A 25599-nucleotide genomic window follows, 5' to 3' on the forward strand; every position below is an offset into this window, starting at 1 on the left:
CATCATGAAGAAGTTCGCACTCACACTTGCCGCATCGGCTGCAGCCGTGATCGGCATCTCCTCCGCCGCCGAGGCAGCGGACAAGACGAAGGTCTGCTTCGTCTATGTCGGTTCTCACACCGACGGCGGTTATTCGCAGGCACACGATCTGGGTCGCCAACAGGTCCAGGCCGAATTCGGCGACAAGATCGAAACGCCTTATCTCGAAAACGTTCCGGAAGGTCCGGATGCCGAACGCGCCATCGAGCGCCTTGCCCGCTCCGGCTGCAAGCTGATCTTCACGACGTCTTTTGGCTTCATGGACGCGACGGTCAAGGTTGCTGCCAAGTTCCCGGACGTCAAGTTCGAGCACGGCACCGGTTACAAGACCGGCCCGAATCTTGCGACCTACAACTCGCGTTTCTATGAAGGCCGTTACATCCTCGGCCAGATCGCCGCCAAGACCTCGAAGAACCACGGCGCTGCCTACATCGCCTCCTTCCCCATTCCGGAAGTCGTGATGGGCATCAACTCCTTCGAGCAGGGCGCCAAGTCGATCGATCCGAGCTTCAAGCTGAAGGTCATTTGGGTCAACACCTGGTTCGACCCGGGCAAGGAAGCCGACGCCGCCAAGGCCATGATCGACCAGGGCGTCGACGTGCTGACCCAGCACACCGACACGACCGCGCCGATGCAGGTTGCCGAAGAGCGCGGCATCCACGCCTTCGGCCAGGCATCCGACATGATCGCAGCTGGCCCCAAGGCGCAGCTGACGGCAATCGTGGACACCTGGGGCACCTACTACTCCAAGCGCGTCCACGCGCTGCTGGATGGCACCTGGAAGTCCGAGCAGAGCTGGGACGGTTTGAAGGACGGCATTCTCAAGATGGCGCCATACACGAACATGCCCGACGACGTGAAGAAGATGGCTGAGGAAACCGAAGCCAAGATCAAGTCCGGCGAACTGCATCCCTTCACCGGTCCGATCAACAAGCAGGACGGCACGCCCTGGCTGAAAGCCGGCGAAAAGGCTGATGACGGCACGCTTCTCGGCATGAACTTCTACGTCGAAGGCGTGGACGATAAGCTGCCGGCGCAGTAAGAAGAGTTTGTAACTCGCAGTTGCGAAAAGGCGCTCTGAAAGGAGCGCCTTTTTTGCTGCAGTGCATACCAAAATGCTCATTTACAAAAGTATTACTATATGATTTTTTGACCCTGCGCCGCGAGACGCGGCATTGGGAGAGGAAATCATGAAATTAAAGACTGCACTTTTGAGTGCCACGATTCTGGCTGCCTGCATGTTTGGTTCAGCTTCGGCTGCTGGCCTCACCGTCGGTTTCTCGCAGATCGGCTCAGAATCGGGCTGGCGTGCGGCTGAGACGACCGTGACCAAGGAGCAGGCCAAGAAGCGCGGCATCGATCTGAAGTTTGCCGATGCGCAGCAGAAACAGGAAAATCAGATCAAGGCTCTGCGCTCCTTCATTGCTCAGGGCGTTGACGCCATTCTCATTGCTCCTGTTGTCGAAACCGGCTGGGACGACGTTCTGAAGGAAGCCAAGGAAGCCAACATTCCGGTCATCCTTCTCGACCGTACCATCAAGGCTCCTGACGATCTCTATCTGACGGCTGTTACCTCCGACCTGGTCCATGAAGGCAAGGTCGCCGGCGACTTCCTGGTCAAGACCGTCGGCGACAAGAAGTGCAATGTCGTCGAGCTGCAGGGCACGACCGGTTCGTCGCCGGCCATCGCTCGCAAGAAGGGCTTCGAAGAGGCCCTTGCCGGCCACGATAACCTGAAGATCGTCCGCAGCCAGACCGGTGATTTCACCCGCACCAAGGGCAAGGAAGTCATGGAAAGCTTCCTGAAGGCCGAGAATGGCGGCAAGGATATCTGCGCTCTTTATGCCCATAACGACGACATGGCGGTTGGCGCCATCCAGGCGATCAAGGAAGCTGGCCTGAAGCCGGGTAAAGATATCCTCGTCGTCTCTATCGACGCCGTGCCCGATATTTTCAAGGCCATGTCCGAAGGCGAGGCCAATGCCACGGTCGAGCTGACGCCGAACATGGCAGGCCCGGCCTTCGATGCGCTCGAAGCATACCTGAAGGACAAGAAGGCTCCGCCGAAGTGGATCCAGACCGAGTCCAAGCTCTATACGCCGGCTGACGACCCGATGAAGGTCTATGAAGAGAAGAAGGGTCAGGGCTACTGATTTGAACCTGGGGCCGCACCGGTCCATCATGGACCGGTGCGGAACTGCCGGTGCCGGGCCGGGCGTCATGCCTGGTTTTGGCGCAGGCGTAAGGCGCAATATCAGGAAACAGCAGCCCTCATGGTTCACAATTTCGAGAATATTCTCGCAGCCTCGGCCATATCGAAATTCTTCCCCGGCGCTATCGCCCTGGACAAGGTGGATTTCACGCTTCGCCGTGGCGAGGTTCATGCCTTGCTCGGCGAAAACGGCGCCGGCAAATCGACGCTCATCAAATGTATGACCGGCGCCTATCGCCGCGATGCCGGAAGCCTGACGCTGGAAGGTCACGAGATCGATCCGGCCGATACTCTGGCCGCCCAGAAGCTGGGCATCGGCACCGTCTACCAGGAGGTCAACCTCCTTGCCAATCTCAGCGTTGCGGAAAACCTCTTCCTCGGCCGCCAGCCGAAGCGCTTCGGCATGATCGATGCCCGGACCATGAACAGGAATGCTCGTGAGCTTCTGGCAGGCTATGGCCTGGACATCGATGTCACAGCGCAGCTCGATCGCTTTTCGGTCGCTGTCCAGCAGATCGTGGCGATCGCGCGTGCCGTCGATCTCTCCGGCAAGGTTCTCATCCTCGACGAACCAACGGCAAGTCTCGATACGCATGAAGTCGAGATGCTGTTCGGTATCATAAATGACTTGAAGAAGCGTGGATTAGGTATTGTCTTCATTACGCATTTCCTCGAACAAGTCTACGCAGTCAGCGACCGCATCACAGTGCTGCGCAATGGCCGGCTTGTCGGTACGCATGAGGCAGCCGAACTGCCGCGCCAGAACCTGATCGCCATGATGCTCGGGCGCGAGCTCGCCCAGACAGAGCATGCCGCCAGGGAACACACCATTGCCGCCGGCGAGGTCAGATATTCTTTCGAGGGTTTCGGAAAGCGCGGAAAGGTGAAGCCCTTCGATCTCGACGTCCGTGTCGGCGAGGTCGTCGGTGTCGCAGGGCTTCTTGGCTCGGGGCGTACGGAAACAGCCGAGCTTCTCTTCGGCATCGAAAGCGCCGATAGCGGTGTCGCAAGGATCGATGGAAAGCCTGTGACGCTTTCCAGTCCTCGTACGGCGATCGGCAAGGGCTTTGGCTTCTGCCCGGAAGACCGCAAGACGGACGGCATTATCGGCGACCTGTCGATCCGAGAGAATATTGCGCTTGCGCTGCAGGCCCGCCGCGGCTGGGCGCGACCGCTTTCACGCGCCGAACAGAATGCGATTGCCGACGAATATATCAAGGCGCTCGATATCCGCACGACCGACCGTGAAAAGCCTATTCGGCTGCTGTCCGGCGGCAATCAGCAGAAGGCGATCCTTGCCCGCTGGCTCGCCACGAATCCGGATTTCCTGATCCTGGACGAACCGACCCGCGGCATTGATGTCGGCGCCCATGCCGAGATCATCAAGCTGATCGAGCAGCTTTGCGCCAGGGGCATGTCGCTGATCGTCATTTCCTCGGAGCTGGAGGAACTGGTTGCCTACAGCTCGCGCGTCATCGTGCTGCGCGACCGCGAACATATCGCTGAATTAACCGGTGAGCGCATTACCGCCGCCGGTATCGTCGACGCCATTGCTGCGGGCGACAAACGAACGGAGGATGCATGACTGCCTCGCTGAAGGCGCTGGGCTTTCGTCTTGCGCCGCAATTGATTGCGCTTTTGGTTGTTCTTCTTTTGAATTTCAGCTTCTTCCCGCAATTTCTTGACGTAATTGTTCAAAATGACCGGCTCTACGGAAGCATCATCGATGTGCTCAATCGCGGCGCACCCGTGGCGTTGCTCGCCGTCGGCATGACGCTTGTGATCGCCACCAAAGGCATCGACCTCTCGGTCGGCGCGGTCATCGCTATTTGCGGCGCCGTTGCAGCCTCGTCGATCGTCGAAGGCAATTCGCTTGCCTATACCCTGGCACTCACTGTTGTCATCGGTCTGCTCTGTGGCTTGTGGAACGGCTTTCTTGTTGCCGTCCTCAATATCCAGCCGATCATCGCGACCCTCGTTCTGATGGTCGCCGGCCGCGGGATTGCCCAGCTCATCACCGAAGGTGCCATCATGACCTTCAACGATGACGGACTGATCTTTCTCGGCAGCGGTTCCTTCGCCTTCCTGCCTATGCCCGTCGTCATCTGGCTGGTCGTCGCCCTGCTGGTCATCCTGCTGGTCCGCCGCACCGCGCTCGGCATGCTGATCGAGGCTGTCGGCATCAACAGACGCGCGAGCACGCTGTCAGGCGTACAGACGCCGGTGCTGCTGATGGCGGTCTATATGCTGAGCGGCCTCTGCGCTTCCATCGCAGGCATCATAGTCGCTGCCGACATCAAGGGCGCTGACGCCAACAATGCCGGCCTCTGGCTGGAGCTTGATGCCATCCTCGCCGTGGTCGTCGGTGGTAACTCGCTGCTCGGTGGCCGCTTCAGCATCATCGGCTCGCTGATCGGCGCAATGATCATCCAGGCGGTCAACACCGGTATTCTGCTTTCCGGCTTTCCGCCGGAGTTCAATCTCATCATCAAGGCGATCATCATCATCGTCATTCTGGTCATCCAGTCGCCGGCCATGCAATCGCTGACCAGCTTCCTGACCCGCCGGACGGACGCAGGGGGGCGCAAATGAATACCAAATACTTGCCGCTCCTTGCGACGATCGTCATCTTCGTGCTCGCCTATGCGGTTTGCACGCTGCAATATCCGAACATCCTGTCGACGCGCGTCATCGGCAACCTGCTGACGGATAACGCCTTTCTCGGCATCGCCGCCGTCGGCATGACGTTCGTCATCATCTCCGGCGGTATCGACCTGTCGATCGGGTCCGTCATCGCCTTCACAGGCGTCTTCTTGGCCGTGATCCTGCAGAACACCAGCATTCATCCGCTGGCCGCCTTCGCAATCGTTCTCATCATCACCACGGCCTTCGGCGCGGTCATGGGCATGATCATCCATTTCCTGCAGATGCCGCCGTTCATCGTGACGCTTGCCGGCATGTTCCTTGCCCGCGGCATGGCCTATGTCCTGTCGATCGACAGCATTCCGATCAATCACGAATATTATTCGACGCTGACCAGCCTTTACTACCGTCTGCCTGGCGGCGGACGGCTGACGCTGATCGGCGGTATCATGCTGATTGTCTTCGCAGCGGGCATATTCATCGCGCATCGCACCCGCTTCGGGACGAATGTCTATGCGCTGGGCGGTGGCGTGCAGACGGCGCAGTTGATGGGCGTTCCGATAGCGCGCACGACGATCCAGATCTACGCCCTGTCGGGTTTCCTGGCGGGTCTATCCGGAATCGTTTTTTCCCTATACACCTCAGCAGGATATTCTCTTGCGGCGGTGGGCGTCGAATTGGATGCCATTGCGGCAGTCGTCATCGGAGGGACGCTGCTGACAGGAGGAGCAGGATTCGTGGCAGGGACCTTCATCGGTCTGCTGATCCAGGGGCTCATTCAGACTTACATCACTTTCGACGGTACGCTGTCGAGCTGGTGGACAAAAATCCTGATTGGCTTGCTGCTTTTTGCATTCATGGTAATGCAGAAGGCCATCCTTTTCCTTTCCAGTCTGAACAGGAGATATGGCTAGGAGGAGTATCGTATTGCGCAACAGACCGCTTGAAACCCGTAAGGCAGGGCGAAGAACCCGAACAAGCCACGCGCATGTCGTCGATGAACTCGGAAAGGGAATCGTCGCCGGCATCTATCCCGTCGGCACGATCCTGCCTGGAGACGGGGAGCTGGCGCAGCGCTTCAAGGTCTCCCGCACGGTGTTGCGTGAAACGATGAAGACGCTCGCCGCCAAGGGCATGGTCGTTGCAAAGGCGCGCGTCGGTACGCGTGTGACGGAAAAGAACTTCTGGAACATGTTCGATACCGAAATCATATCCTGGCATTTCGCCAATGGTGTGAGTGAAGAATTCCTCCTGCAGCTTTACGATATCCGCCTCGCTTTCGAACCCTTCGCCGCCGGCCTCGTGGCAGAGCGCGCAAATCCGGCCGAGATCGAATTACTACGCGGCCTGGCGCTCGATATGGCTGCAAGCGGCCACACGTCCGAAAGCCTCGCGCTTGCCGACCTGCGTTTCCACCTCGCCGTGTCCGAAGCTTCCCACAACCCGTTCATGCGTACACTCGGCGGGCTGATCGAGGCAGCACTCGTCGGCATGTTCCGCATGAGCACTCCGCCATCCCAGAGCGGTTTCGCTAACATCGCCGAGACCCATATGCGCATCGTCGATGCTATCGCCGCAGGCAATAGCGCTGCCGCACGCAAGGCGATGGAAGATGTCATCGTCGACGGCAGGGAGCACGTCCACGAAGCCTTCTCCGCGCTTGCCGAGCCCATCATTTCTCTGCCGATTTCGTCTTTTTGAAGCCTCGCCTTGCTGCTATGAGCGGCAGAACAGCCGATTACAGCGCCGCGCGTCTTTTGAGACGCGCAAAGGACGCTGTAACACTTTAAATTGCTGCGTAACTTTATCCTTAAATCGATTCTGATTTAAGGAATTATGCAGTAGCAATGGATTCTCGGAGTTCGCCATGGAACGCACCTGCCTTGCCGTCATTCTCGCCGCCGGTGACAGCACGCGAATGAAATCCGCAAAGTCCAAGGTGCTGCATGAGGTGGCCGGTCGGCCGATGATCGCCCATGTCGTCGATGCCGTAGCCGCAACCGGAATTTCCTCCGTAGCCCTCGTCGTCGGCCGCGATGCCGAGAGGGTGGCGAAGGCTGCCGATATCGGCGGTGTGAAGATCCAATCCTATTTACAGGAGCAGCGCCTCGGCACCGGCCATGCCGTTCTCGCCGCCCGTGAGGCGATTGCCGAGGGTTACGACGATATCCTCGTCACCTATGGCGATGTGCCGCTGCAGACCGCCGGCCCGCTGCTCGAAGCGCGCAAGGCGCTGGCCGAAGGCAGCGACATCGTCGTCATCGGTTTCCACACGGACCGCCCGACCGGCTATGGGCGTCTGCTCGTCAAGGACGGCGAGTTGATCGCCATCCGCGAGGAAAAGGATGCGACGGATGCCGAGCGCACCGTCAAGTGGTGCAATAGCGGCCTGATGGCGATCAATGGCCGCAAGGCCCTCGACCTTTTGTCGCGGATTGGCAACAGCAATGCCAAGGGCGAATATTATCTGACCGATCTCGTGGAGATCGCCCGCTCGCTTGGTGGCCGCGTCACTGCTGTCGATGCGCCGGAAATCGAAATGACCGGCTGCAACAATCGCGCTGAACTTGCCAGTATCGAGCGCTTCTGGCAGGAGCGTCGCCGCCGTGAATTGATGCTCTCGGGTGTGACGATGATCGCCCCGGAAACGGTCTTCCTCTCTTATGATACCGTTATCGGCCAGGATGCGCTGATCGAGCCGAATGTCGTCTTCGGCCCAGGTGCTGTCATCGATAGCGGCGCGGTGATCCATGCTTTCTCGCATATCGAAGGCGCGCATGTGAGCGAAGGTGCAATGGTCGGTCCGTTTGCACGGCTGCGCCCGGGCGCTGATCTCTCGGCCGGTTCTAAGGTCGGCAATTTCTGCGAGGTCAAGAACGGCAAGATCGGCGAGGGCGCCAAGGTCAACCATCTGACCTATATCGGCGACGCCGTTATCGGATCAGGCACCAATATCGGCGCCGGTACGATCACCTGCAATTATGACGGGGTGAACAAGTTCGAGACGATCATCGGCAAGGATGCCTTCATCGGCTCGAATAGCTCGCTGGTCGCCCCGGTGTCGATCGGCGATGGCGCCTATATCGCCTCGGGCAGCGTCGTCACCGCCGATGTGCCAGCCGAGGCGCTCGCCTTCGGCCGCGCTCGGCAGGAGATCAAGCCCGAGCGGGCCAGACTTCTGCGCGAACGGGCGCTCGCCATCAAGGCGGCGAAGAAGGCCAAGGCCTGAGCCTCCTTCCGTAACCGGCGGAAACCGAAAGTGACCGCCGTACCAATTGAGAAATAAGCGAGAATCGCTAGGAGTGGCCTCAGGATTGAAGGCCGAGGGACGTTTGCATGTGCGGAATTGTGGGGATCGTTGGAAATGCGCCGGTTGCGGGCCGTCTCGTTGATGCGCTGAAGCGGCTGGAATATCGCGGTTACGATTCCGCCGGTGTCGCCACGATCCATGAGAGCGTGATGGATCGCCGCCGCGCCGAGGGCAAGCTCTTCAATCTGGAGAAGCGCCTCGACAGCGAGCCGCTTCCGGGAACGACCGGCATTGCCCACACGCGTTGGGCAACCCATGGCGTGCCGAACGAAACCAACGCTCACCCGCATTTCGTCGAGGGTGTTGCGGTGGTCCACAACGGCATCATCGAAAACTTCTCCGAACTGCGCGATGAACTGAGCCACGAAGGCGCTGCCTTTCAAAGTCAGACCGATACGGAAGTCGTCGCCCACCTCATGGCGAAATATCTGCGCGAAGGCCTGTCGCCGCGCGAAGCGATGCTGAAGATGCTGAACCGCGTCACCGGCGCCTATGCGCTTGCCGTCATGCTGAAGAGCGACCCCGACACGATCATGGCCGCCCGCTCCGGCCCGCCGCTTGCCATCGGTTATGGCAGGGGCGAGATGTTCCTGGGATCGGATGCCATCGCGCTGTCGCCCTTCACCAATGAGATCACCTATCTTGTCGACGGTGATTGGGCCATAATCACCCGCGATAGCGCGACCGTGCTCGATTTCTCCGGCAAGGTGGTCAAGCGCCCGCGGCAGATCTCTCAGGCGACCGCCTATGTCGTAGACAAGGGCAATCACCGCCACTTCATGGAAAAGGAAATCTACGAGCAGCCGGAGGTCATCTCCCACGCGCTTAGTCACTATGTGGATTTCGCTGCCAATACGATCAGTCCGAATGCATCCGCCATCGATTTCAAGGCAGTGACCGGTCTTGCCATTTCGGCCTGCGGCACCGCTTATCTTGCCGGCTTGATCGGCAAATACTGGTTCGAACGATATGCGCGCCTGCCGGTCGAAATCGACGTCGCCTCGGAGTTCCGCTACCGCGAAATGCCGCTGCAGCCTTCGCAGGCAGCTCTCTTCATCTCGCAGTCGGGTGAAACCGCCGATACGCTGGCCTCGCTGCGCTATTGCAAGGAAAACGGCCTGAAGATCGGCGCCGTCGTTAACGTCCGGGAATCGACCATTGCCCGCGAAGCCGATGCCGTCTTCCCGATCATGGCCGGCCCGGAAATCGGCGTTGCCTCCACCAAGGCCTTCACCTGCCAGCTTGCCGTGCTTGCCTCGCTGGCGATCGGTGCCGGCCGTGCGCGCGGCACCATCAGCGCCGACGACGAGAAGGCGATGGTACGCCATCTTGCGGAAATGCCGCGCATCATGAGCCGCGTCCTCAATCTCATCCAGCCGCAAATGGAAGGCCTGTCGCGCGAACTCTCCAAGTGCAAGGACGTGCTCTATCTCGGCCGCGGCACCAGCTTCCCGCTCGCCATGGAAGGCGCGCTGAAGCTCAAGGAAATCTCCTATATTCACGCCGAAGGTTATGCTGCCGGTGAGTTGAAGCACGGACCGATCGCATTGATCGACGAAAATATGCCCGTCATCGTCATCGCGCCCTATGACCGTTTCTTCGAAAAGACCGTGTCCAACATGCAGGAAGTCGCAGCTCGTGGCGGCCGCATCGTCTTCATCACCGACGAGAATGGTACAGCCGCCTCGAAGCTGCCCACGATGGCGACGATCACGCTTCCGAACGTCGATGAGATCATCTCGCCAATGATCTTTTCGCTGCCGATCCAGCTGCTTGCCTATCACACGGCAGTCTTCATGGGCACGGACGTGGACCAGCCGCGCAATCTCGCGAAATCGGTGACTGTGGAGTAAGCCTGGGTTGAAACATGTTGTGCGATAAGGCGAATTCTGGCAGTTTTGAGCCTGCGGACACAGGGGGAAGGCTGGTTCGTCGGCCTGTCTGAAGACTGAAACGGAGTTCATCAGAAAAGATGACCGAGAAGGCTCCCCGAGTGCCGGTCGCGATGCGGCTGAGGAATAATTTTCTCGCCGGACTTATCATCTGCGCACCGATCGCGATCACCATCTGGCTGACCTGGACCTTCATCCATTGGTCGGATAGCTGGGTGCGGCCCTATATCCCGGCGCGTTGGAATCCCGAGAGCTACATAAACTTCGCCATTCCTGGGTTCGGTCTGTTGATTGCCGTGGTGCTGATCACCATCGTTGGATTCCTCGGCAAGAACCTTATCGGCCAGAGCATTGTCCGCTTCGGCGAATCCATCGTGCATCGCATGCCGCTGGTGCGTACCGTCTATAGGAGCGTCAAGCAGATCTTCGAAACGGTGCTGAAGGAACAGTCGAACTCCTTCAAGAAGGTTGGCCTCATTGAATATCCGGGACCGGGCCTCTGGGCGCTGGTCTTTGTCGCTACCGATGCCAAGGGCGAGATCGGTTCGAAGTTCAATGCAATGGGGCAGGATATGGTTGCCGTCTTTCTGCCGCCGACGCCGGTGCCGACGGCGGGCTTCCTCATCTTCGTGCCGCGCGAGAAGATCGTCATGCTCGATATGAGCCCGGAAGATGCCGCCAAGTTCCTGATATCGGGCGGCCTCGTTGCCCCGGAACATCTGCCGGTCGTGCGTCCCAAGCCGAAAGCGATCTCCAAGGTCGACTAGCCAGCTCGCAGGAAGCGGATCGCTTCGTCGCGGCGGAAGAGGTAGAGCAGGGTGCGCACTGCCTCGCCGCGTTCGCTCGTCAGGTCCGGATCGCGCTCGATCAGATAGGCGGCGTCCTTGCGGGCGATTTCCAAGAGATCGGCATGGGCCTCGATACTGGCGATACGAAACCCCGGCGTGCCTGACTGACGTGTGCCGAGAAGCTCGCCTTCGCCCCTGAGCTTCAGATCCTCCTCGGCAATCCGGAAGCCGTCCTCGGTCTCGCGCATGATCGAAAGCCGCGCATGGCCTGTTTCACCGAGCGGCCCCTTATAAAGCAGGATGCAGGTGGAAGCCTCGTCGCCACGGCCGACACGACCGCGAAGCTGATGCAGCTGCGCCAGGCCAAAACGCTCGGCATGTTCGATCACCATGATCGTCGCATCCGGCACGTCGACGCCGACTTCGACGACGGTCGTCGCCACCAGCAACCGTAATTCGCCGCTCTTGAAGGCGAGCATGACCGCATCTTTCTCCGGTCCGCTCATCCGCCCGTGAATGAGGCCGATGCCGGGACCGAGTGCCGAAACGAGCGTCGCATGCCGCTCCTCAACCGACATCAGATCCAGCTCTTCGGATTCCTCGACCAACGGACAGATCCAGTAGGCCTTCTTGCCTTCCGCCAGCGCGCTCTTGAGGCGGCCGACGATCTCGCCGGTCCGCTCGGTCGGAACTGTGATCGTCTGGATCGGCTTTCGACCCGCCGGCTTCTCCATCAGCTTGGAGACATCCATGTCGCCGAAGGCTGCCAGCACCAGCGTGCGTGGGATCGGTGTTGCCGTCATGACCAGCATATGCGGCGAGATGCCCTTTGCCGTCAGCCGCAGGCGTTGGTGCACGCCGAAACGGTGCTGCTCGTCGACGACAGCCAGCATCAGGTTCTTATAGTTGACGCTATCCTGGAAGAGCGCATGCGTGCCGATGATGATCTGCGCTTCGCCCGACGCAATGCGCTCGAGAATATCCTCTCGCTCACGGCCCTTGGTTCGGCCCGTCAGCACTTCGACGCCAAGGCCCGCCGTATCAGCGAATTTCGAGATCGTTGCATGATGCTGGCGCGCGAGGATTTCGGTCGGCGCCATTAGCACGGCCTGTCCGCCGCTCTCGATGACAGCAGCCATCGACAGCAGCGCAACCAGCGTCTTGCCGGAACCGACATCGCCCTGGAGAAGCCGCAGCATGCGTTCATCGCCAGCCATGTCCCTCAGGACGTCGGCAACAGCCTCGGTCTGGCTGCACGTCGGAGAAAAAGGAAGGCTTTGCAATATCTTGCCGCTGACTTCTCCAGTAGCGTGTACGGGTTGTCCAGCCACTTTGCGCAGCCGTTGGCGCACCAGCGCAAGCGATAGCTGGCCGGCCAGAAATTCGTCATAGGCAAGCCTGCGACGGGCAGGGGTCTGCGGATCTATGTCAGAAGTGTCTCGCGGCTCGTGCAGCATATGGAAACTGTCGCGGATAGAGGGCAACCCCTGCTTCTGCGCCAGCGAAAGATCGATCCATTCCGGCAATTCCGGCATGCGCGGCAGCGCCGCCTCGATGATCTTGCGCAGCGTCTTCGGCGAAAGCCCCGCCGTCAGCGGATAGATCGGCTCGACCAGCGGTAGGTTCTCACCCTCGCTTGCCTTGACGATATAGTCGGGGTGAACCATCGAAGCGCGGCCGTTGAACCAGTCGACCTTGCCGCTGACCGTTACGTCCTCGTCGATCGGAAGCTGTTTCTCCAGCCAGGCGGCCTGTCCGCGGAAGAAGACGAGCGATAGCTCGCCGGTCTCGTCATGCAGGAAGACCCGGTAGGGAACGTTGCGATTGCCGCGCGGTGGCGCCTGATGCCTGTCCACACGCGCCGTAATCGTCACGATCGCGCCTTGCGGCGCGCGGGCGATCCCCGGCTGGTTGCGCCGGTCGATCAGCGAATGGGGCGCATGGAACAGCAGGTCGATGACTCGGCAATCCTCGGGCGTCTCGCGTCCGAGCAGCTTAACGAAGAGCTCCGAGATCTTCGGGCCGACGCCTGGAAGGCCCGAGACGGGAGAAAACAGCGGATCGAGAATGGCGGGGCGCATGGGCGCCAAAATGCGATGAACAATAGGGCCTTGGCAAGGCTGACAATCCGCTTTCGAGGGTCTATAGAGGCGCATCAACAAGGAAGGTGATGCCATGACAGGTGTAACGCTCACGAGCGCCGGTCTCGACCCCCGCCGCCGCCGGATTCTGTTCCGCTGCTGGCACCGCGGTATCAGAGAGATGGACCTTGTCTTCGGTCAGTTTGCTGAAAACGAACTTCCCACCATGAGCGAAGCCGAACTCGACGAGTTCGAGGCGATCATGGGCGAAGAGGATAACGACCTCGTGCGCTGGATCATGGGAACCTGGCCGACCCCCGAGCATTTACGGACACCCATGTTTGCCCGCATCGCCGCCTACAAACCCGATTTCGACCTGCCCAGGAAACCGGAATGATCCCTGGTTTTGATGCCAAAAAGCTCGCAGCTGCCGCCGAGCCGCTGACGATCGGCAACGTGCCTGCGGGCATGGAGCCGCTGCTGCTTGCCGAACTCGCCCGCAATGGTGAGCCGGTCGCCTATGTCCTGTCGGACGGTCAGCGCATGGCCGATCTGGAGCAGATGCTGGGCTTCGTTGCCCCCGATATTCCCGTCCTGACGCTGCCCGCCTGGGACTGTCTTCCCTATGACCGCGTCTCGCCGAGCGCCGATACATCGGCACGGCGTCTCGCTGCCCTTTCGGGTCTGATCGCACATCACAAGAAGCCGCATGCGGCAATCGTGCTCGTGACCGTCAATGCCCTGCTGCAGAAAGTGGCGCCGCAGGACATCATCGAAAGCCTGGCTTTCTCGGCTCGCCCCGGCAATCAGGTGCGGATGGATGATATTGCCGGCCGGCTGGAGCGCAACGGCTTCGAGCGCGTGGCAACCGTGCGCGAGGTCGGCGAATATGCCGTGCGCGGCGGTATTCTCGATGTCTTCGTGCCCGGTTCGGAAGAGCCCGTCCGTCTCGATTTCTTCGGCGATACGCTGGAGAGTATCCGCAGCTTCGATCCGGCCAGCCAGCGCACGATCGGACAGGTCCGCTCCCTCGATCTCAACCCGATGAGCGAGGTGACGCTGACGCCGGATACGATCAGCCGCTTCCGCAAGAACTACCTCTCCGCGTTCGGCGCCGCCACGCGCGACGATGCGCTTTACCTCGCCGTCTCAGAGGGTCGCCGCTATCCCGGCATGGAGCACTGGCTGCCGCTGTTCTACGAGAAGCTGGATACGGTGTTTGATTACCTCTCCGGTTTCCGCATCGTCACCGATCATACGGTGCGCGAAGCGGCCGAAGAGCGCTCCAAACTCGTCTACGACTATTACGATGCCCGCTTGAACTCCGGCCAGCCGGGCAAGAGCCAGATGGCGCAGGGCACACCCTATAAGCCGGTTTCGCCCGGTCAGCTTTATCTCGATAGCAAGACCTTTGTCCGCACGCTCGATGCGATCAACGCGATCCGTGTTTCGCCCTTCAACGAACATGAAGGTGAGGCGCGCCGCGTCGTCAATCTCGATGCACGCCAGGGACCGCGCTGGGCGCGCTCCAATGCCGAAGGCGGCGGCGATGCGGAGCGCGTCAACGTCTTCGACGTCGTCGTCAAACATATCGCCGATAAGCGCGCCGGCGGCGCGAAGGTCGTCATCACGGCCTGGACCGAGGGTTCGCTCGAGCGCCTGCTGCAGGTGCTGAACGAACACGGCCTGGAACGCATCAAGCCGATCGCCGCGTTGAAGGATGTCGCAGGCCTCGCAAAGGGTGAGGCGGCGGCGGCCGTGCTCAGCTTGGAATCCGGTTTCGAGACCGGTGATCTGATTGTCGTCGGCGAACAGGATATTCTCGGCGATCGCATGGTGCGCCGCTCCCGACGGCGCAAGCGCGCGGCCGATTTCATCTCCGAAGTCGCCGGCCTAGACGAAGGATCGATCGTCGTCCACGCCGAACACGGCATCGGCCGGTTTGTTGGCCTGCGCACCATCGAGGCGGCCGGTGCGCCGCATGCCTGCCTCGAACTGCAATACGCCGACGATGCCAAACTCTTCCTGCCGGTCGAAAACATCGATCTCCTGTCGCGGTTCGGCGGCGAGGGCACAGAGGTGCAGCTCGACAAGCTCGGCGGTGGCGCGTGGCAGATGCGCAAAGCCAAGCTCAAGAAGCGGCTGCTGGATATGGCCGATGCGCTGATCCGCATCGCTGCCGAGCGCCTGACGCGCCACGCGCCGGTACTGACGACCCCGGAAGGACTCTACGACGAATTCGCCGCCCGTTTCCCCTATGACGAAACGGAAGATCAGGAAAACGCCATCGAAGCCGTGCGCGGCGATCTCGGCGCCGGTCGTCCGATGGACCGCCTCGTCTGCGGTGACGTCGGTTTCGGCAAGACCGAAGTTGCACTGCGCGCCGCCTTCGTCGCTGCCATGAACGGTGTGCAGGTCGCCGTCGTCGTTCCGACCACGCTGCTCTCCCGCCAGCATTTCAAGACCTTCTCAGAGCGCTTCCGTGGTCTGCCGATCCGCATCCAGCAGGCCTCGCGCCTCGTTGGCTCCAAGGAGTTGGCGCTCACGAAAAAGGAAGTGGCCGACGGCAAGACGGATATCGTCGTCGGTACCCATGCGCTGCTCGGCGCCGGCATCAACTTCGCCAATCTCGGCCTGCTGATTATCGACGAAGAGCAGCATTTCGGCGTCAAACACAAGGAGCGCCTGAAGGAGCTGAAGAGTGACGTGCATGTGCTGACGCTGTCGGCAACGCCAATCCCGCGCACGCTGCAGCTTGCCATGACCGGGGTGCGCGAACTGTCGCTCATCACCACGCCACCGGTAGACCGCATGGCGGTGCGCACCTTCATTTCGCCCTTCGACAGCCTCGTGATCCGCGAAACGCTGATGCGCGAGCACTATCGCGGTGGCCAGAGCTTCTATGTCTGCCCGCGTCTTGCCGATCTGGAAGACGTTCACGCCTTCCTGCAGTCTGACGTGCCGGAACTGAAGGTCGCGGTTGCCCACGGCCAGATGCCGGCCGGCGAGCTGGAAGACATCATGAACGCCTTTTACGAAGGCCGCTATGATGTGCTGCTCTCGACCACCATCGTCGAATCCGGCCTTGATGTGCCGACAGCCAATACGCTGATCGTCCATCGCGCCGATATGTTCGGCCTTGCCCAGCTCTACCAGTTGCGCGGCCGCGTCGGCCGCTCCAAGGTGCGCGCCTTCGCGCTCTTTACCCTGCCGGTCAACAAGGTGTTGACGGCAACCGCCGAGCGCCGCCTCAAGGTACTGCAGTCGCTGGACACGCTCGGCGCCGGCTTCCAGCTGGCAAGCCACGACCTTGATATCAGAGGCGCCGGCAATCTGCTCGGCGAGGAGCAGTCCGGCCATATCAAGGAAGTCGGTTTCGAGCTTTACCAGCAGATGCTGGAAGAGGCGGTCGCCGAGGTGAAGGGTGTCGACGAGATCCAGGATACCGGCTGGTCGCCGCAGATATCCGTCGGCACGACCGTGATGATCCCGGAAGGTTACGTGCCTGACCTGCATCTGCGCATGGCGCTCTACCGCCGCCTCGGCGAACTCACCGATCTCAAGGAGATCGATGGCTTCGGTGCCGAGATGATCGACCGCTTCGGGCCGATGCCGGTCGAGGTCCAGCACCTGCTGAAGATCGTCTATATCAAGTCCCTTTGCCGCACGGCCAATGTCGAGAAGCTCGATGCCGGCCCGAAGGGCGTCGTCGTGCAGTTCCGCAACAAGGAATTCCCCAACCCCGCCAATCTGGTCGGCTATATCGGCAAGCAGGGCGCGATGGCGAAGATCCGTCCCGACCACAGCCTGTTCTTGACGCGCGACCTGCCGACGCCGGAAAAGCGCCTGCAGGGTGCGGCCGTCGTCATGACGCAATTGGCGGAGCTGGCCAAAAACTAGAGGCAGCCCGGTCAAACCGGACTGCCCCAACGGTATTTTCAGATTGTCGATGCTGACGAGCGTCAGTTCATTCCTGCGCGTGCTTCGGCCTTCGCCTTGGCGATCTCGCGCAGCGCGCCCGCCAGCACATCCGGCGTCTGGGCACCGCTGACGGCATATTGCTGGTCGAAGATGAAGAATGGCACGCCGTTGACGCCCATGCGCTGCGCTGCGTCAATTTCCGAGAGAATGACGCTGCTGTCGGCGTCCGAAGCGAGCAGGGCGGCAATGACGGAGCGCTGCAGGCCCGCCTTCTCGGCGATATCGAGCAGCACTTCGTGATCGCCGACATTGCGGCCTTCCTCGAAATTGGCCTTGAACAGCGCCGAGACGACGGCCTCCTGCTTCTGCCGGTCCTCGACAACAGCCCAATGGATCAGGCGATGCGCATCGAGCGTGTTCGGGCCGATCTTGATGGCTTCAAAATTGAAGTTGATGCCGACCTCGCGGCCGTACTTGGTCAGCATCTTATGTGCCTCAGCCACGCGTTCGGCCCCGCCGAGCTTCTGTTCCAGCATCTTCTTCTGGTCGACGCCTTCGGGCGGATAATCCGGATTGAGGCGATAGGGGCGCCAGTTGATATCGACGCCGACTTCATCCTGCACTTCGGCGATCGCCAGCTCCAGCCGTGCCTTGCCGAGATAGCACCAGGGGCAGACGACATCAGACACAACGTCGATGGTGATGCGTTCCATTGTGATTCCCTATTCTGCCATCCCTCAGTGACGGTTGGCTCGATTGCATAAATGATGTTTTCGACGATCTTTAGAGGAAGGGCGAGGCAAGAGAAAGGAAATAGAACGAAGCGCCTGCTGATGTGATTATTGCGCGCTCGTATCCCACCAGGTTTGCAGCTGATAGCCATAGAGTGGAACCGCATCGGGGTGCCCGATGCGCTTGTTGCGCGCCACCCATTGCTGGTCGATATGGTAGAGCGGCAGCACATAATGGTTGGACAGCAGCAACCGGTCGTAGGAGCGCACGGAAGCTGTGAAATCCTCTGTCGAGCGCGCCCGCAAGAGATGGTCGATCAGCGTATCGAGATTGGGATCGTTGGCCCCGGCGAAACTGTCCGTCCCTTCACGCGTGCGAGCAGCGGACGACCAGCGGCCAAGCTGCTCGTTGCCGGGTGACAGCGATGAGGCGTAGGCCTTCATGATCATGTCATAGTCGAAACTGTTCGTGCGGCTCTGATACTGCGAATCGTCGACGGTGCGGATCGACGCGGCGACGCCGATCGTCTGCAGCGATCGCTGGTAGGCGACGGCCAGCTTCTCCTGGTCAGCATTCTGGGTCATGATCTCGAAGGCGAGCTGCTTGCCACTCTGATCGGCCATCTTGCCGTTCTGGATCGTGTAGCCCCCTTGTTTCAGAAGGTCGACAGCTTGCCTCAGCACGTTGCGGTCGCGTCCCGAGCCATCGGTCACTGGCAGCTTGTAGCTGCCGTCAAGTATGGCGGGGTCGATCTGGTCCTTGATCGGTCCGAGCAGCGCGAGCTCACGCGCGTCCGCCGGTACCCCGAAACTTGAGAGATCGGAATTCTGCCAGAAGCTCTGCGTGCGCTTGTAGGCGCCGGAATAGAGGTTCTTGTTGGCCCACTCGAAGTCGAAGACCAGTGACAGACCCTCGCGTACCTTGATATCGCTAAAGATCGGCCGCCGCGTGTTGAAGACGAAGCCCAGCATGCCGCTCGGCAGTTTCGGTTTGAACACGTCCTTCACGACCGCACCCGACGTTGCCGCTGGGAAATCATAGGCATTGGCCCAGTGCCCCGGATTGCCCTCCAGATAGATATCGATGTCGCCCTTCTTGAAGGCCTCGAACAGCGTCGTGTCCTGCAGGAAATACTGCACGGTAAGCTGGTCGTAATTGTCCATGCCGACCTTGGCCGGAATGTCCTTGCCCCAGTAGTTCGGGTCTCGCTCGTAGGTGATGCTTTCGCCTGGTTTCAGGCTCTTGATCTTATAAGGTCCCGAGCCGATGGGCGGCGTGAGCGAGCTGCGATCGAAGCTATCAGGGTCGATCGCATGTTTCGGCAGGATCGGAAACAGGCCAAAGATCATCGGCGTCTCGCGATCGGCCTTCTCATTGAAGGTGAAGCGCACGCCGTGATCGCCGACCTTCTCCATTTTGGATACGAGATTGAGGCGGCTGGAGAATGGCACACGGCCCTTGTCGCGCAGCAGCTCGAAGGAAAAGATAACGTCTTCGGGCGTAACGGATTGTCCGTCGGACCACTTGGCCTTCGGATTGAGATTGAACTGGATGAAGCTACGGTCTTCATCCCATTCCACCGTTTCGGCCAGCAGCCCATAGAGCGTGAAGGGTTCGTCGCTCGACCGCTGCAGCATGGATTCGTAGATCAGATTGCCGAATTGCGGATCCCACATGCCGCGTGCCGTCGTGCGCATGCTCTTCAGGATAAAGGGATTGAGGCTGTCGAAAGTGCCGACCACGCCATAAGTGATTTTCCCGCCCTTTTTCACGTCGGGATTGACGTAAGGGAAGTTCTTGTAATCGGCGGGCAGCGCCGGTGCGCCATGCATGGCGATACCATGCACGGGTTCTGCGGCGGCAGCGCCGGCAACAAGCGTGAAAGCGGTGAGAAGGGCGATCCGGAGCATTGCTGAAATTCCTTAATGCGCGGCAATGGGCACGATTCGCCGGAAGGGTAGCATGAGAGCGCTCAATTCCAACCGCGGCCGCCGCTTTCTTTACCTATGTGCCAAAATGCCCGCGAAATTGCCAAAGAAATGCTGGATATCTTCAACAGCGCGATGTAACACGTGACCCGAAGTTTTGGGGGTCATGCATTTGCCTTAATGTTTTAAGAGGTGGAGTGCCGAACGACCCGGTGGTTGGGGCGGCCGAACGTAGCCCCGCAACGGATATCAGGAGACGGAATTCGTTATGATGTTCAAGTCTGAAAAGAAAATGCGGGCAGCACTGTCCGTTATGGCAGTGGTCTTCGGTGCTTCGGCTCCGGTCTCGTCCTTTGCACAGGATGCGGCGGCTCAGGCTCCGGCGGCGTCAGCTGACTCTCCCGCACAGGCCGTCGGCGCACCGCGTCTCGGCTGGTACAAGACCTGCAGCAAGCAGGAAGACAACGACATCTGCGTCGTTCAGAACCTGATTCTCGCCAATGGCGGCCAGCTTGTTACGGCCGTCGGCCTGATTTCGGTCTCAGGCAAGATCAACCGCAAGCTCCTTCAGGTCTCGGTCCAGACAGCGCGTCTGATCCCCCCTGGCGTGATCATGCAGATCGATGGCGGCAAGGGCCAGAAGCTCGATTACGCTGTCTGCCTGCCGGACAAGTGCACGGCTGAAATCCCGCTGACGGATGCCATGGTCGCAAGCCTCAAGAAGGGCAGCGACGTGGTTTTCACCTCGATCAACTTCCGCCGCGCGCCGAACCCGGTCAAGGTTTCGCTCGAAGGCTTCACCGGCGCTTATGATGGCGCACCGGTTTCCGAATCGAAGCTTGCCGAAACCCAGCGCAGCCTGCAGGAGAGCATGCAGAAGAAGGCTGAAGAAGCCCGCAAGAAGCTGGAAGACGCCCAGAAGGCAGCGAAGGCCCAGTAATCAGTGCTTTCAGGAATTCACGAAAACCCGGCTTCAGGCCGGGTTTTTTGTTGCTAAAGCATGTCGAACAAAAGTGTCCAGCGGTTTTGCGATAACGATATGCGAGAAAGAAAAGGCCCCGACATGCGGGGCCTTGTCATCGAAGTCTTGCGTTCCGACTTAATGGGCGAAGCTCATCTTGGGTTTGAACTGGCCTGTCGGGCTGCGGTCGAAAATCTGCTCCACCTGCGGATTGCGAAGCGGCATATCGCTTTCGTCACTCACCAGGTTCTGCTCGGAAACGTAGGCAACATATTCGCTGTCGTCGTTTTCCGCGAGCAGGTGGTAGAACGGCTGGTCTTTGCTGGGGCGGACTTCCGCGGGAATGGAATTCCACCATTCTTCCGTATTCGCGAACTCCGGATCAACGTCGAAAATGACGCCGCGAAACGGAAAAACCTTGTGCCGGACCACTTCGCCTATACTGAATTTTGCTTTTCTTTCTTTCATGGTACGACTTCCTTTCTCACCTGATTTGGTGATCGGTCCCCCACAAATCAAGATTTTTGCGGGATTTCGTCACATGACTGACATCTCGGTCCGTCGGTCTTCATGGCCTCCGGATCGAAGAAAGCCCCGGCGAACCGGGGCTTTCTTGTCTTATGCCGAGTAGTACATGTCGTATTCGACCGGATGCGGCGTCATTTCGAAGCGCATCACTTCGGCCATCTTCAGTTCGATGAAGGCGTCGATCTGGTCGTCGTCGAACACACCACCGGCCGTCAGGAACTTGCGATCCTTGTCGAGGCTTTCGAGCGCTTCGCGCAGCGAGCCGCACACGGTCGGGATCTTCTTCAATTCCTTCGGCGGCAGGTCGTAGAGGTCCTTGTCCATGGCCTTGCCGGGATGGATCTTGTTCTTGATGCCGTCGAGGCCGGCCATCAGCATGGCGGCAAAGGCGAGGTAGGGGTTGGCGGTCGGGTCCGGGAAGCGAACTTCGACGCGCTTGGCCTTCGGGTTGGAGCCGAACGGGATGCGGCAGGAAGCCGAGCGGTTGCGAGCGGAATAGGCCAACAACACCGGAGCTTCATAACCCGGGACGAGACGCTTATAGGAGTTCGTCGACGGATTGGTGAAGGCGTTGATCGCTTTGGCATGCTTGATGATACCGCCGATGTAGTAGAGGCAGGTTTCGGAGAGGCCTGCATATTCGTCGCCGGCGAAGGTCGGCTTGCCGCCCTTCCAGATCGACTGGTGTACGTGCATGCCCGAGCCGTTGTCGCCGAAGATCGGCTTCGGCATGAAGGTTGCCGTCTTGCCGTAGGCATTGGCGACCTGATGGACCACATACTTGTAGATCTGCATCTTGTCAGCGTTGCGGACGAGCGTGTCGAACTTGATGCCGAGCTCGTGCTGGGCGGCAGCCACTTCGTGGTGATGCTTTTCGACGACGACGCCCATTTCTGAGAGGACCGTCAGCATTTCCGAACGCATGTCCTGGGCGCTATCGACAGGGGGAACCGGGAAGTAGCCGCCCTTGACGCGCGGACGATGGCCGAGGTTACCGGTCTCATAGTCGGTGTCGTCGTTCGACGGCAGTTCGGTGGAATCGAGCTTGAAGCCGGTATTGTAGGGGTCAGCCTTGTATTTGACGTCGTCGAAGACGAAGAACTCGGCTTCCGGGCCGACGAAGACCGTGTCGCCGATACCGGATGCCTTCAGATAGGCTTCGGCCTTCTTGGCGGTGCCGCGCGGGTCGCGGTTGTAGGCCTCGCCGGAAACCGGGTCGAGGATGTCGCAGACGATGACCATGGTCGACTGGGCGAAGAACGGGTCCATATGCACCGTTTCCGGGTCGGGCATCAGCACCATATCGGACTCGTTGATGGCCTTCCAGCCGCCGATCGAGGAACCGTCGAACATGACGCCGTCGGCGAACATGTCTTCATCGACGCAGACGACGTCCATCGTAACGTGCTGCAGCTTGCCCTTGGGGTCAGTGAAGCGCAGGTCGACGAACTTCACGTCGTTGTCCTTGATCTGCTTCAGGATTTCGCTTGCACTCGCCATGAAATGCTTCCTCTGTTTTTGTGATGACGTTACATTAAGTGCGATGAGGATGATCAAGCTTTGCCGAGAGGCAAAGCCGGTCAGATGGCATCGATACCGGTTTCACCGGTGCGGATGCGGATGACCTCTTCGACGTTGGAAACGAAAATCTTTCCGTCGCCGATGCGCCCCGTCTGCGCGGCCTTGCGGATCGCGTCGATGACGGCTTCCGCGTTTTCATCTGCGAGCACGACCTCAACCTTCACCTTCGGCAGGAAATCGACGACATATTCGGCGCCGCGGTAGAGTTCGGTATGGCCCTTCTGGCGACCGAAGCCCTTCGCTTCCGTGACGGTGATACCCTGCAGGCCGACTTCCTGAAGGGCTTCCTTCACCTCGTCCAGCTTGAAAGGCTTAATGATCGCTTCGATCTTTTTCATGAGAAAATGTCTCTCCGCTTCTCCCGTTAAAGCAGGAACTTTCCCGCTCGCGGGATATGATGCAGATATCGTGCCAGTTTGAAATCCGTCTCAGGCAAAAAATCGTCGAATTTTATGCACAAAGCCCGGTTTGCCCGCGTTTCCGTGTCGCTTTGATGAAAAAACGAGGTGAACAATAGTGCGTTTTGATCAAAAATGGCGCAAAAATTGAAAAAATCCGTCGACTCATAGTTTCTTTTGGCTCGTCGCGGAGAGGCTTAAAAATAGGCAAATGCACAATATCTGCTCTTTCGTCATGATAATCATGCGGTTGTTTTTTAGGCGCTTTTTGAATTGAATAGCGGCATGAGCAAACCCCTCGCCGATCTTCTTCTCACCCCTGTCGAAATGGCTGCGGCCGATAAGGCTGCAGCCGAATCCGGAATCGATTCTTATGGCCTAATGGAAAAGGCAGGTGCCGCGGTCGCCGCTGCAGCATTGCGTCTTTATCCCGGCGCACAACGTTTCGCGGTGTTCTGCGGCCCCGGCAACAATGGCGGTGACGGTTATATCGTCGCCCGGCTCCTGCAGGAGAGTGGTGGACGAGTGGAGATCTTCCATCTTGGCAACCCGGAAAAACTGAAGGGCGATGCAGGCCGCGCCAGGGCGGCCTGTGCACTGAAGGGGCAGGATATTGCGCGCTACGACCAGCAGCAGGGTGATGTCATCATCGACGGCCTTTTCGGAGCCGGCCTTGCACGCGATGTGCCATCCGAGGTCGCCGATCTGATCCACAAGGTCGGCAAGGCAGGAACTCCCGTCATCGCCATCGATCTGCCCTCCGGCCTCGACGGCCGCACGGGTGCCGTGCTCGGAGCTGCCTTCCGTGCGGCACATACGGTGACCTTCATGACCCGTAAGCCCGGCCATCTGCTGATGCCGGGCAGGGAGCTTTGCGGCGAGCTGGAAGTCTTCGACATCGGCATTCCCGGCCGCGTCATCAGGGCGCAGACGAGCGGCCTCGTGGCTGAGAACACGCCCGCCGCCTGGCGCGCTGCCATGCCGGCCGAGCAGGTGGAGACCCACAAATACAAGCGCGGCCATCTGGTCGTGTTTTCGGGAAAGGCAAGCAAGACGGGGGCGGCCCGCATGTCGGCGACGGCAGGCCTCAAGTCTGGGGCCGGGCTGGTCACCATCGCCGCGCCGGTGGAAGCTCTCGCCGCCAACAGCGCCCATCTGACAGCCGTCATGCTGCACGCCATCGACGATGCAGCCGCTTTGGAGGACTGGCTGAAGGACGCACGCCTTCAGAGCTTCGTTCTCGGCCCCGGTTTCGGCATTGGAAAGAAGGCCCGCGATTTCGTGTCGCTGCTGCGCGAGCGCCATCTCGTTCTCGACGCGGACGGCATCAGCTCCTTCAAGGACGATCCGCAGGCGCTTTTCGAGCTGTTCAAGGGAGAGCCTCGGCTCGTCCTGACGCCGCATGACGGTGAATTCGCCCGCCTCTTTCCCGATATTGCGGCCGACAAGAAGGCAGGCAAGGTGGATAAGGCTCTCGCCGCTGCCAGCCGCGCCAACGCCGCTGTCATCTATAAGGGTGCCGATACGGTCATCGCCTCGCCGGACGGTCGGGCGCTGATCAACGCCAATGCCCCGGTATGGCTCGCCACCGCCGGTTCCGGCGATGTGCTGGCCGGCATCATCGGCGGCTTGCTCGCCCAGGGCCTGCCTGCCTTCGAGGCGGCGGCTGCCGGCGTCTGGTTGCATGGAGAGGCTGGACATCGTGCCGGCAAGGGCCTGACGGCCGAAGACCTCGCCGCGCACGTGCTGCCCTTCTAAAGGATTATTGATCGATCCGCTTCTGCAGGGCGATTGCCCCATGCGGCGCATTGACCTTGCCTTCGTGGATCATGAAGGCGAAGACGTCGCGCGGCTCGGCCTTGACCTTCCTATCCTTGTCGATCAGTGGCAGGTCGTCAGGCACCTTGCCCTCGGCCCACGTCTGGAGCCGCTTGCTCCAGTCCTTCAGCTCCGGTTCCGGATAGCAGGTCGGAATATCGTCCGATCCTTTCTGCAGCCGCGTATAGACGAAGTCCGCCGTCACATCGGCAATCATCGGATAGTCGAAATGCTCGGCGCAGACAGGCGCCACGCTGTATTTCTCGAGCAGTGCGATGAATTCCGGCACCTTGAAGGAATCGTGCCGGACTTCCACGACATGGCGCAGCTTCAGCCCGTCCTGCTTTTCCGGCAGCAGTTTCAGGAAGGCCTCGAAATCAGCGGGATCGAATTTCTTCGTCGGCGCGAACTGCCAGAGCAGGGGGCCGAGATGATCGCCGAGTTCGCTGATGCCGGACGAGAGAAATTTCTCCATCGATTCACCAGCCTCGGCAAGTACCCGTCGATTGGTGGTAAAGCGCGTCGCCTTCAGCGAAAAGATGAAACCTTCAGGCACATCGGCCGCCCACTTTGCGAAAACCGCAGGCTTCTGCGTGCTGTAGTAGGTACCGTTGACCTCGATGACCTTCAGCTGGCGGCTGGCATAGTTCAGCTCATCCTTCTGTTTGAGATCGGCGGGAAAGAAATGGCCGCGCCAAGGTTCGAACGTCCAGCCGCCGATACCCACGCGGATCGTGCCCGATTTGCTCATCTGTTCCTCCTCACTT

General features: G+C 59.9%; 20 protein-coding genes. 13 read left to right on the plus strand and 7 right to left on the minus strand.

The annotated features are described in order from the left end of the window. Nucleotides 1–4 precede the first annotated feature (4 nt). The 9 genes from ACK9YZ_RS08100 (at nt 5) to ACK9YZ_RS08140 (ending at nt 10863) form a co-directional block, all read left to right on the plus strand. The gene (locus tag ACK9YZ_RS08100) at nt 5–1081 is read left to right on the plus strand and encodes a BMP family ABC transporter substrate-binding protein (protein WP_216757978.1); all 1077 of its coding nucleotides are present in this window, start codon (nt 5–7) and stop codon (nt 1079–1081) included. Between the two features lie 148 nt (nt 1082–1229). Then, on the plus strand, nt 1230–2192 hold the full coding sequence (gene ytfQ, locus ACK9YZ_RS08105) for a galactofuranose ABC transporter, galactofuranose-binding protein YtfQ (protein WP_416066219.1): 963 nt from the start codon (nt 1230–1232) through the stop codon (nt 2190–2192). A gap of 120 nt (nt 2193–2312) precedes the next feature. Further along, nucleotides 2313–3836, plus strand: a complete 1524-nt coding sequence (gene ytfR / locus ACK9YZ_RS08110; RefSeq protein WP_216757980.1) for a galactofuranose ABC transporter, ATP-binding protein YtfR — start codon at nt 2313–2315, stop codon at nt 3834–3836. Continuing rightward, nucleotides 3833–4843, plus strand: coding sequence for an ABC transporter permease (locus tag ACK9YZ_RS08115; RefSeq protein ID WP_416066220.1), 1011 nt, complete (start codon nt 3833–3835; stop codon nt 4841–4843). Before ytfR ends, ACK9YZ_RS08115 begins: the two co-directional genes overlap by 4 nt. Next, nucleotides 4840–5808, plus strand: a complete 969-nt coding sequence (gene yjfF / locus ACK9YZ_RS08120; protein ID WP_216757982.1) for a galactofuranose ABC transporter, permease protein YjfF — start codon at nt 4840–4842, stop codon at nt 5806–5808. The genes ACK9YZ_RS08115 and yjfF overlap by 4 nt, the downstream gene beginning before the upstream one ends. Further along, a complete protein-coding gene (locus ACK9YZ_RS08125) occupies nt 5801–6595 on the plus strand; it encodes a FadR/GntR family transcriptional regulator (protein WP_416066221.1) in 795 nt (264 codons plus the stop codon). The genes yjfF and ACK9YZ_RS08125 overlap by 8 nt, the downstream gene beginning before the upstream one ends. A gap of 166 nt (nt 6596–6761) precedes the next feature. Beyond that, nucleotides 6762–8123, plus strand: a complete 1362-nt coding sequence (gene glmU / locus ACK9YZ_RS08130; RefSeq protein WP_416066222.1) for a bifunctional UDP-N-acetylglucosamine diphosphorylase/glucosamine-1-phosphate N-acetyltransferase GlmU — start codon at nt 6762–6764, stop codon at nt 8121–8123. Between the two features lie 107 nt (nt 8124–8230). Continuing rightward, nucleotides 8231–10057 carry a glutamine--fructose-6-phosphate transaminase (isomerizing) gene (glmS, locus tag ACK9YZ_RS08135; protein ID WP_416066223.1) on the plus strand — a complete coding sequence of 609 codons (1827 nt, stop codon included), beginning with the start codon at nt 8231–8233 and terminating at the stop codon, nt 10055–10057. A gap of 119 nt (nt 10058–10176) precedes the next feature. Continuing rightward, the gene (locus ACK9YZ_RS08140; RefSeq protein ID WP_216757986.1) at nt 10177–10863 is read left to right on the plus strand and encodes a DUF502 domain-containing protein; all 687 of its coding nucleotides are present in this window, start codon (nt 10177–10179) and stop codon (nt 10861–10863) included. On the opposite strand, the gene recG is transcribed toward ACK9YZ_RS08140, so the two are convergent. Continuing rightward, the gene (recG, locus tag ACK9YZ_RS08145) at nt 10860–12965 is read right to left on the minus strand and encodes an ATP-dependent DNA helicase RecG (protein ID WP_216757987.1); all 2106 of its coding nucleotides are present in this window, start codon (nt 12963–12965) and stop codon (nt 10860–10862) included. The two genes, ACK9YZ_RS08140 and recG, sit on opposite strands and share 4 nt — an antisense overlap. A gap of 94 nt (nt 12966–13059) precedes the next feature. On the opposite strand from recG, the gene ACK9YZ_RS08150 reads away from it, so the two are divergent. Both ACK9YZ_RS08150 and mfd read left to right on the plus strand, forming a co-directional pair. After that, nucleotides 13060–13362: a succinate dehydrogenase assembly factor 2 gene (locus tag ACK9YZ_RS08150; RefSeq protein WP_216757988.1), complete on the plus strand. Its 303-nt coding sequence runs from the start codon at nt 13060–13062 to the stop codon at nt 13360–13362. Further along, nucleotides 13359–16865, plus strand: a complete 3507-nt coding sequence (mfd, locus tag ACK9YZ_RS08155; RefSeq protein ID WP_416066224.1) for a transcription-repair coupling factor — start codon at nt 13359–13361, stop codon at nt 16863–16865. The genes ACK9YZ_RS08150 and mfd overlap by 4 nt, the downstream gene beginning before the upstream one ends. A 62-nt stretch (nt 16866–16927) precedes the next feature. On the opposite strand, the gene ACK9YZ_RS08160 is transcribed toward mfd, so the two are convergent. Together ACK9YZ_RS08160 and ACK9YZ_RS08165 are read right to left on the minus strand one after the other, a co-directional pair. Beyond that, a complete protein-coding gene (locus ACK9YZ_RS08160) occupies nt 16928–17599 on the minus strand; it encodes a DsbA family oxidoreductase (RefSeq protein ID WP_416066225.1) in 672 nt (223 codons plus the stop codon). 126 nt (nt 17600–17725) lie between these two features. After that, the gene (locus tag ACK9YZ_RS08165) at nt 17726–19528 is read right to left on the minus strand and encodes an extracellular solute-binding protein (RefSeq protein WP_416066226.1); all 1803 of its coding nucleotides are present in this window, start codon (nt 19526–19528) and stop codon (nt 17726–17728) included. A gap of 286 nt (nt 19529–19814) precedes the next feature. Here ACK9YZ_RS08165 and ACK9YZ_RS08170 point away from each other — a divergent pair, with 286 nt between their 5' ends. Further along, entirely contained in the window at nt 19815–20486 is a 672-nt protein-coding gene (locus ACK9YZ_RS08170; RefSeq protein WP_416066227.1) for an invasion associated locus B family protein, read from the plus strand. Between the two features lie 159 nt (nt 20487–20645). On the opposite strand, the gene hspQ is transcribed toward ACK9YZ_RS08170, so the two are convergent. The 3 genes from hspQ to ACK9YZ_RS08185 form a co-directional block, all read right to left on the minus strand. Next, entirely contained in the window at nt 20646–20975 is a 330-nt protein-coding gene (gene hspQ / locus ACK9YZ_RS08175; protein WP_416066228.1) for a heat shock protein HspQ, read from the minus strand. A gap of 150 nt (nt 20976–21125) precedes the next feature. Beyond that, on the minus strand, nt 21126–22535 hold the full coding sequence (gene glnA / locus ACK9YZ_RS08180; RefSeq protein ID WP_183729318.1) for a type I glutamate--ammonia ligase: 1410 nt from the start codon (nt 22533–22535) through the stop codon (nt 21126–21128). Nucleotides 22536–22615: 80 nt separating this feature from the next. Continuing rightward, nucleotides 22616–22954 carry a P-II family nitrogen regulator gene (locus ACK9YZ_RS08185; RefSeq protein WP_003539626.1) on the minus strand — a complete coding sequence of 113 codons (339 nt, stop codon included), beginning with the start codon at nt 22952–22954 and terminating at the stop codon, nt 22616–22618. A gap of 345 nt (nt 22955–23299) precedes the next feature. Between ACK9YZ_RS08185 and ACK9YZ_RS08190 the strand changes: the two genes are divergently transcribed. Then, nucleotides 23300–24772: an NAD(P)H-hydrate dehydratase gene (locus ACK9YZ_RS08190; protein ID WP_416066229.1), complete on the plus strand. Its 1473-nt coding sequence runs from the start codon at nt 23300–23302 to the stop codon at nt 24770–24772. A gap of 4 nt (nt 24773–24776) precedes the next feature. Here the strand turns inward: ACK9YZ_RS08190 and ACK9YZ_RS08195 are convergent, their stop codons facing one another. Then, nucleotides 24777–25583, minus strand: a complete 807-nt coding sequence (locus tag ACK9YZ_RS08195; RefSeq protein ID WP_416066230.1) for a DUF72 domain-containing protein — start codon at nt 25581–25583, stop codon at nt 24777–24779. Nucleotides 25584–25599 lie beyond the last annotated feature (16 nt).

Source organism: Rhizobium sp. ZK1 (assembly GCF_047782645.1).
In the GTDB taxonomy this organism is placed as follows: Bacteria; Pseudomonadota; Alphaproteobacteria; order Rhizobiales; family Rhizobiaceae; genus Rhizobium.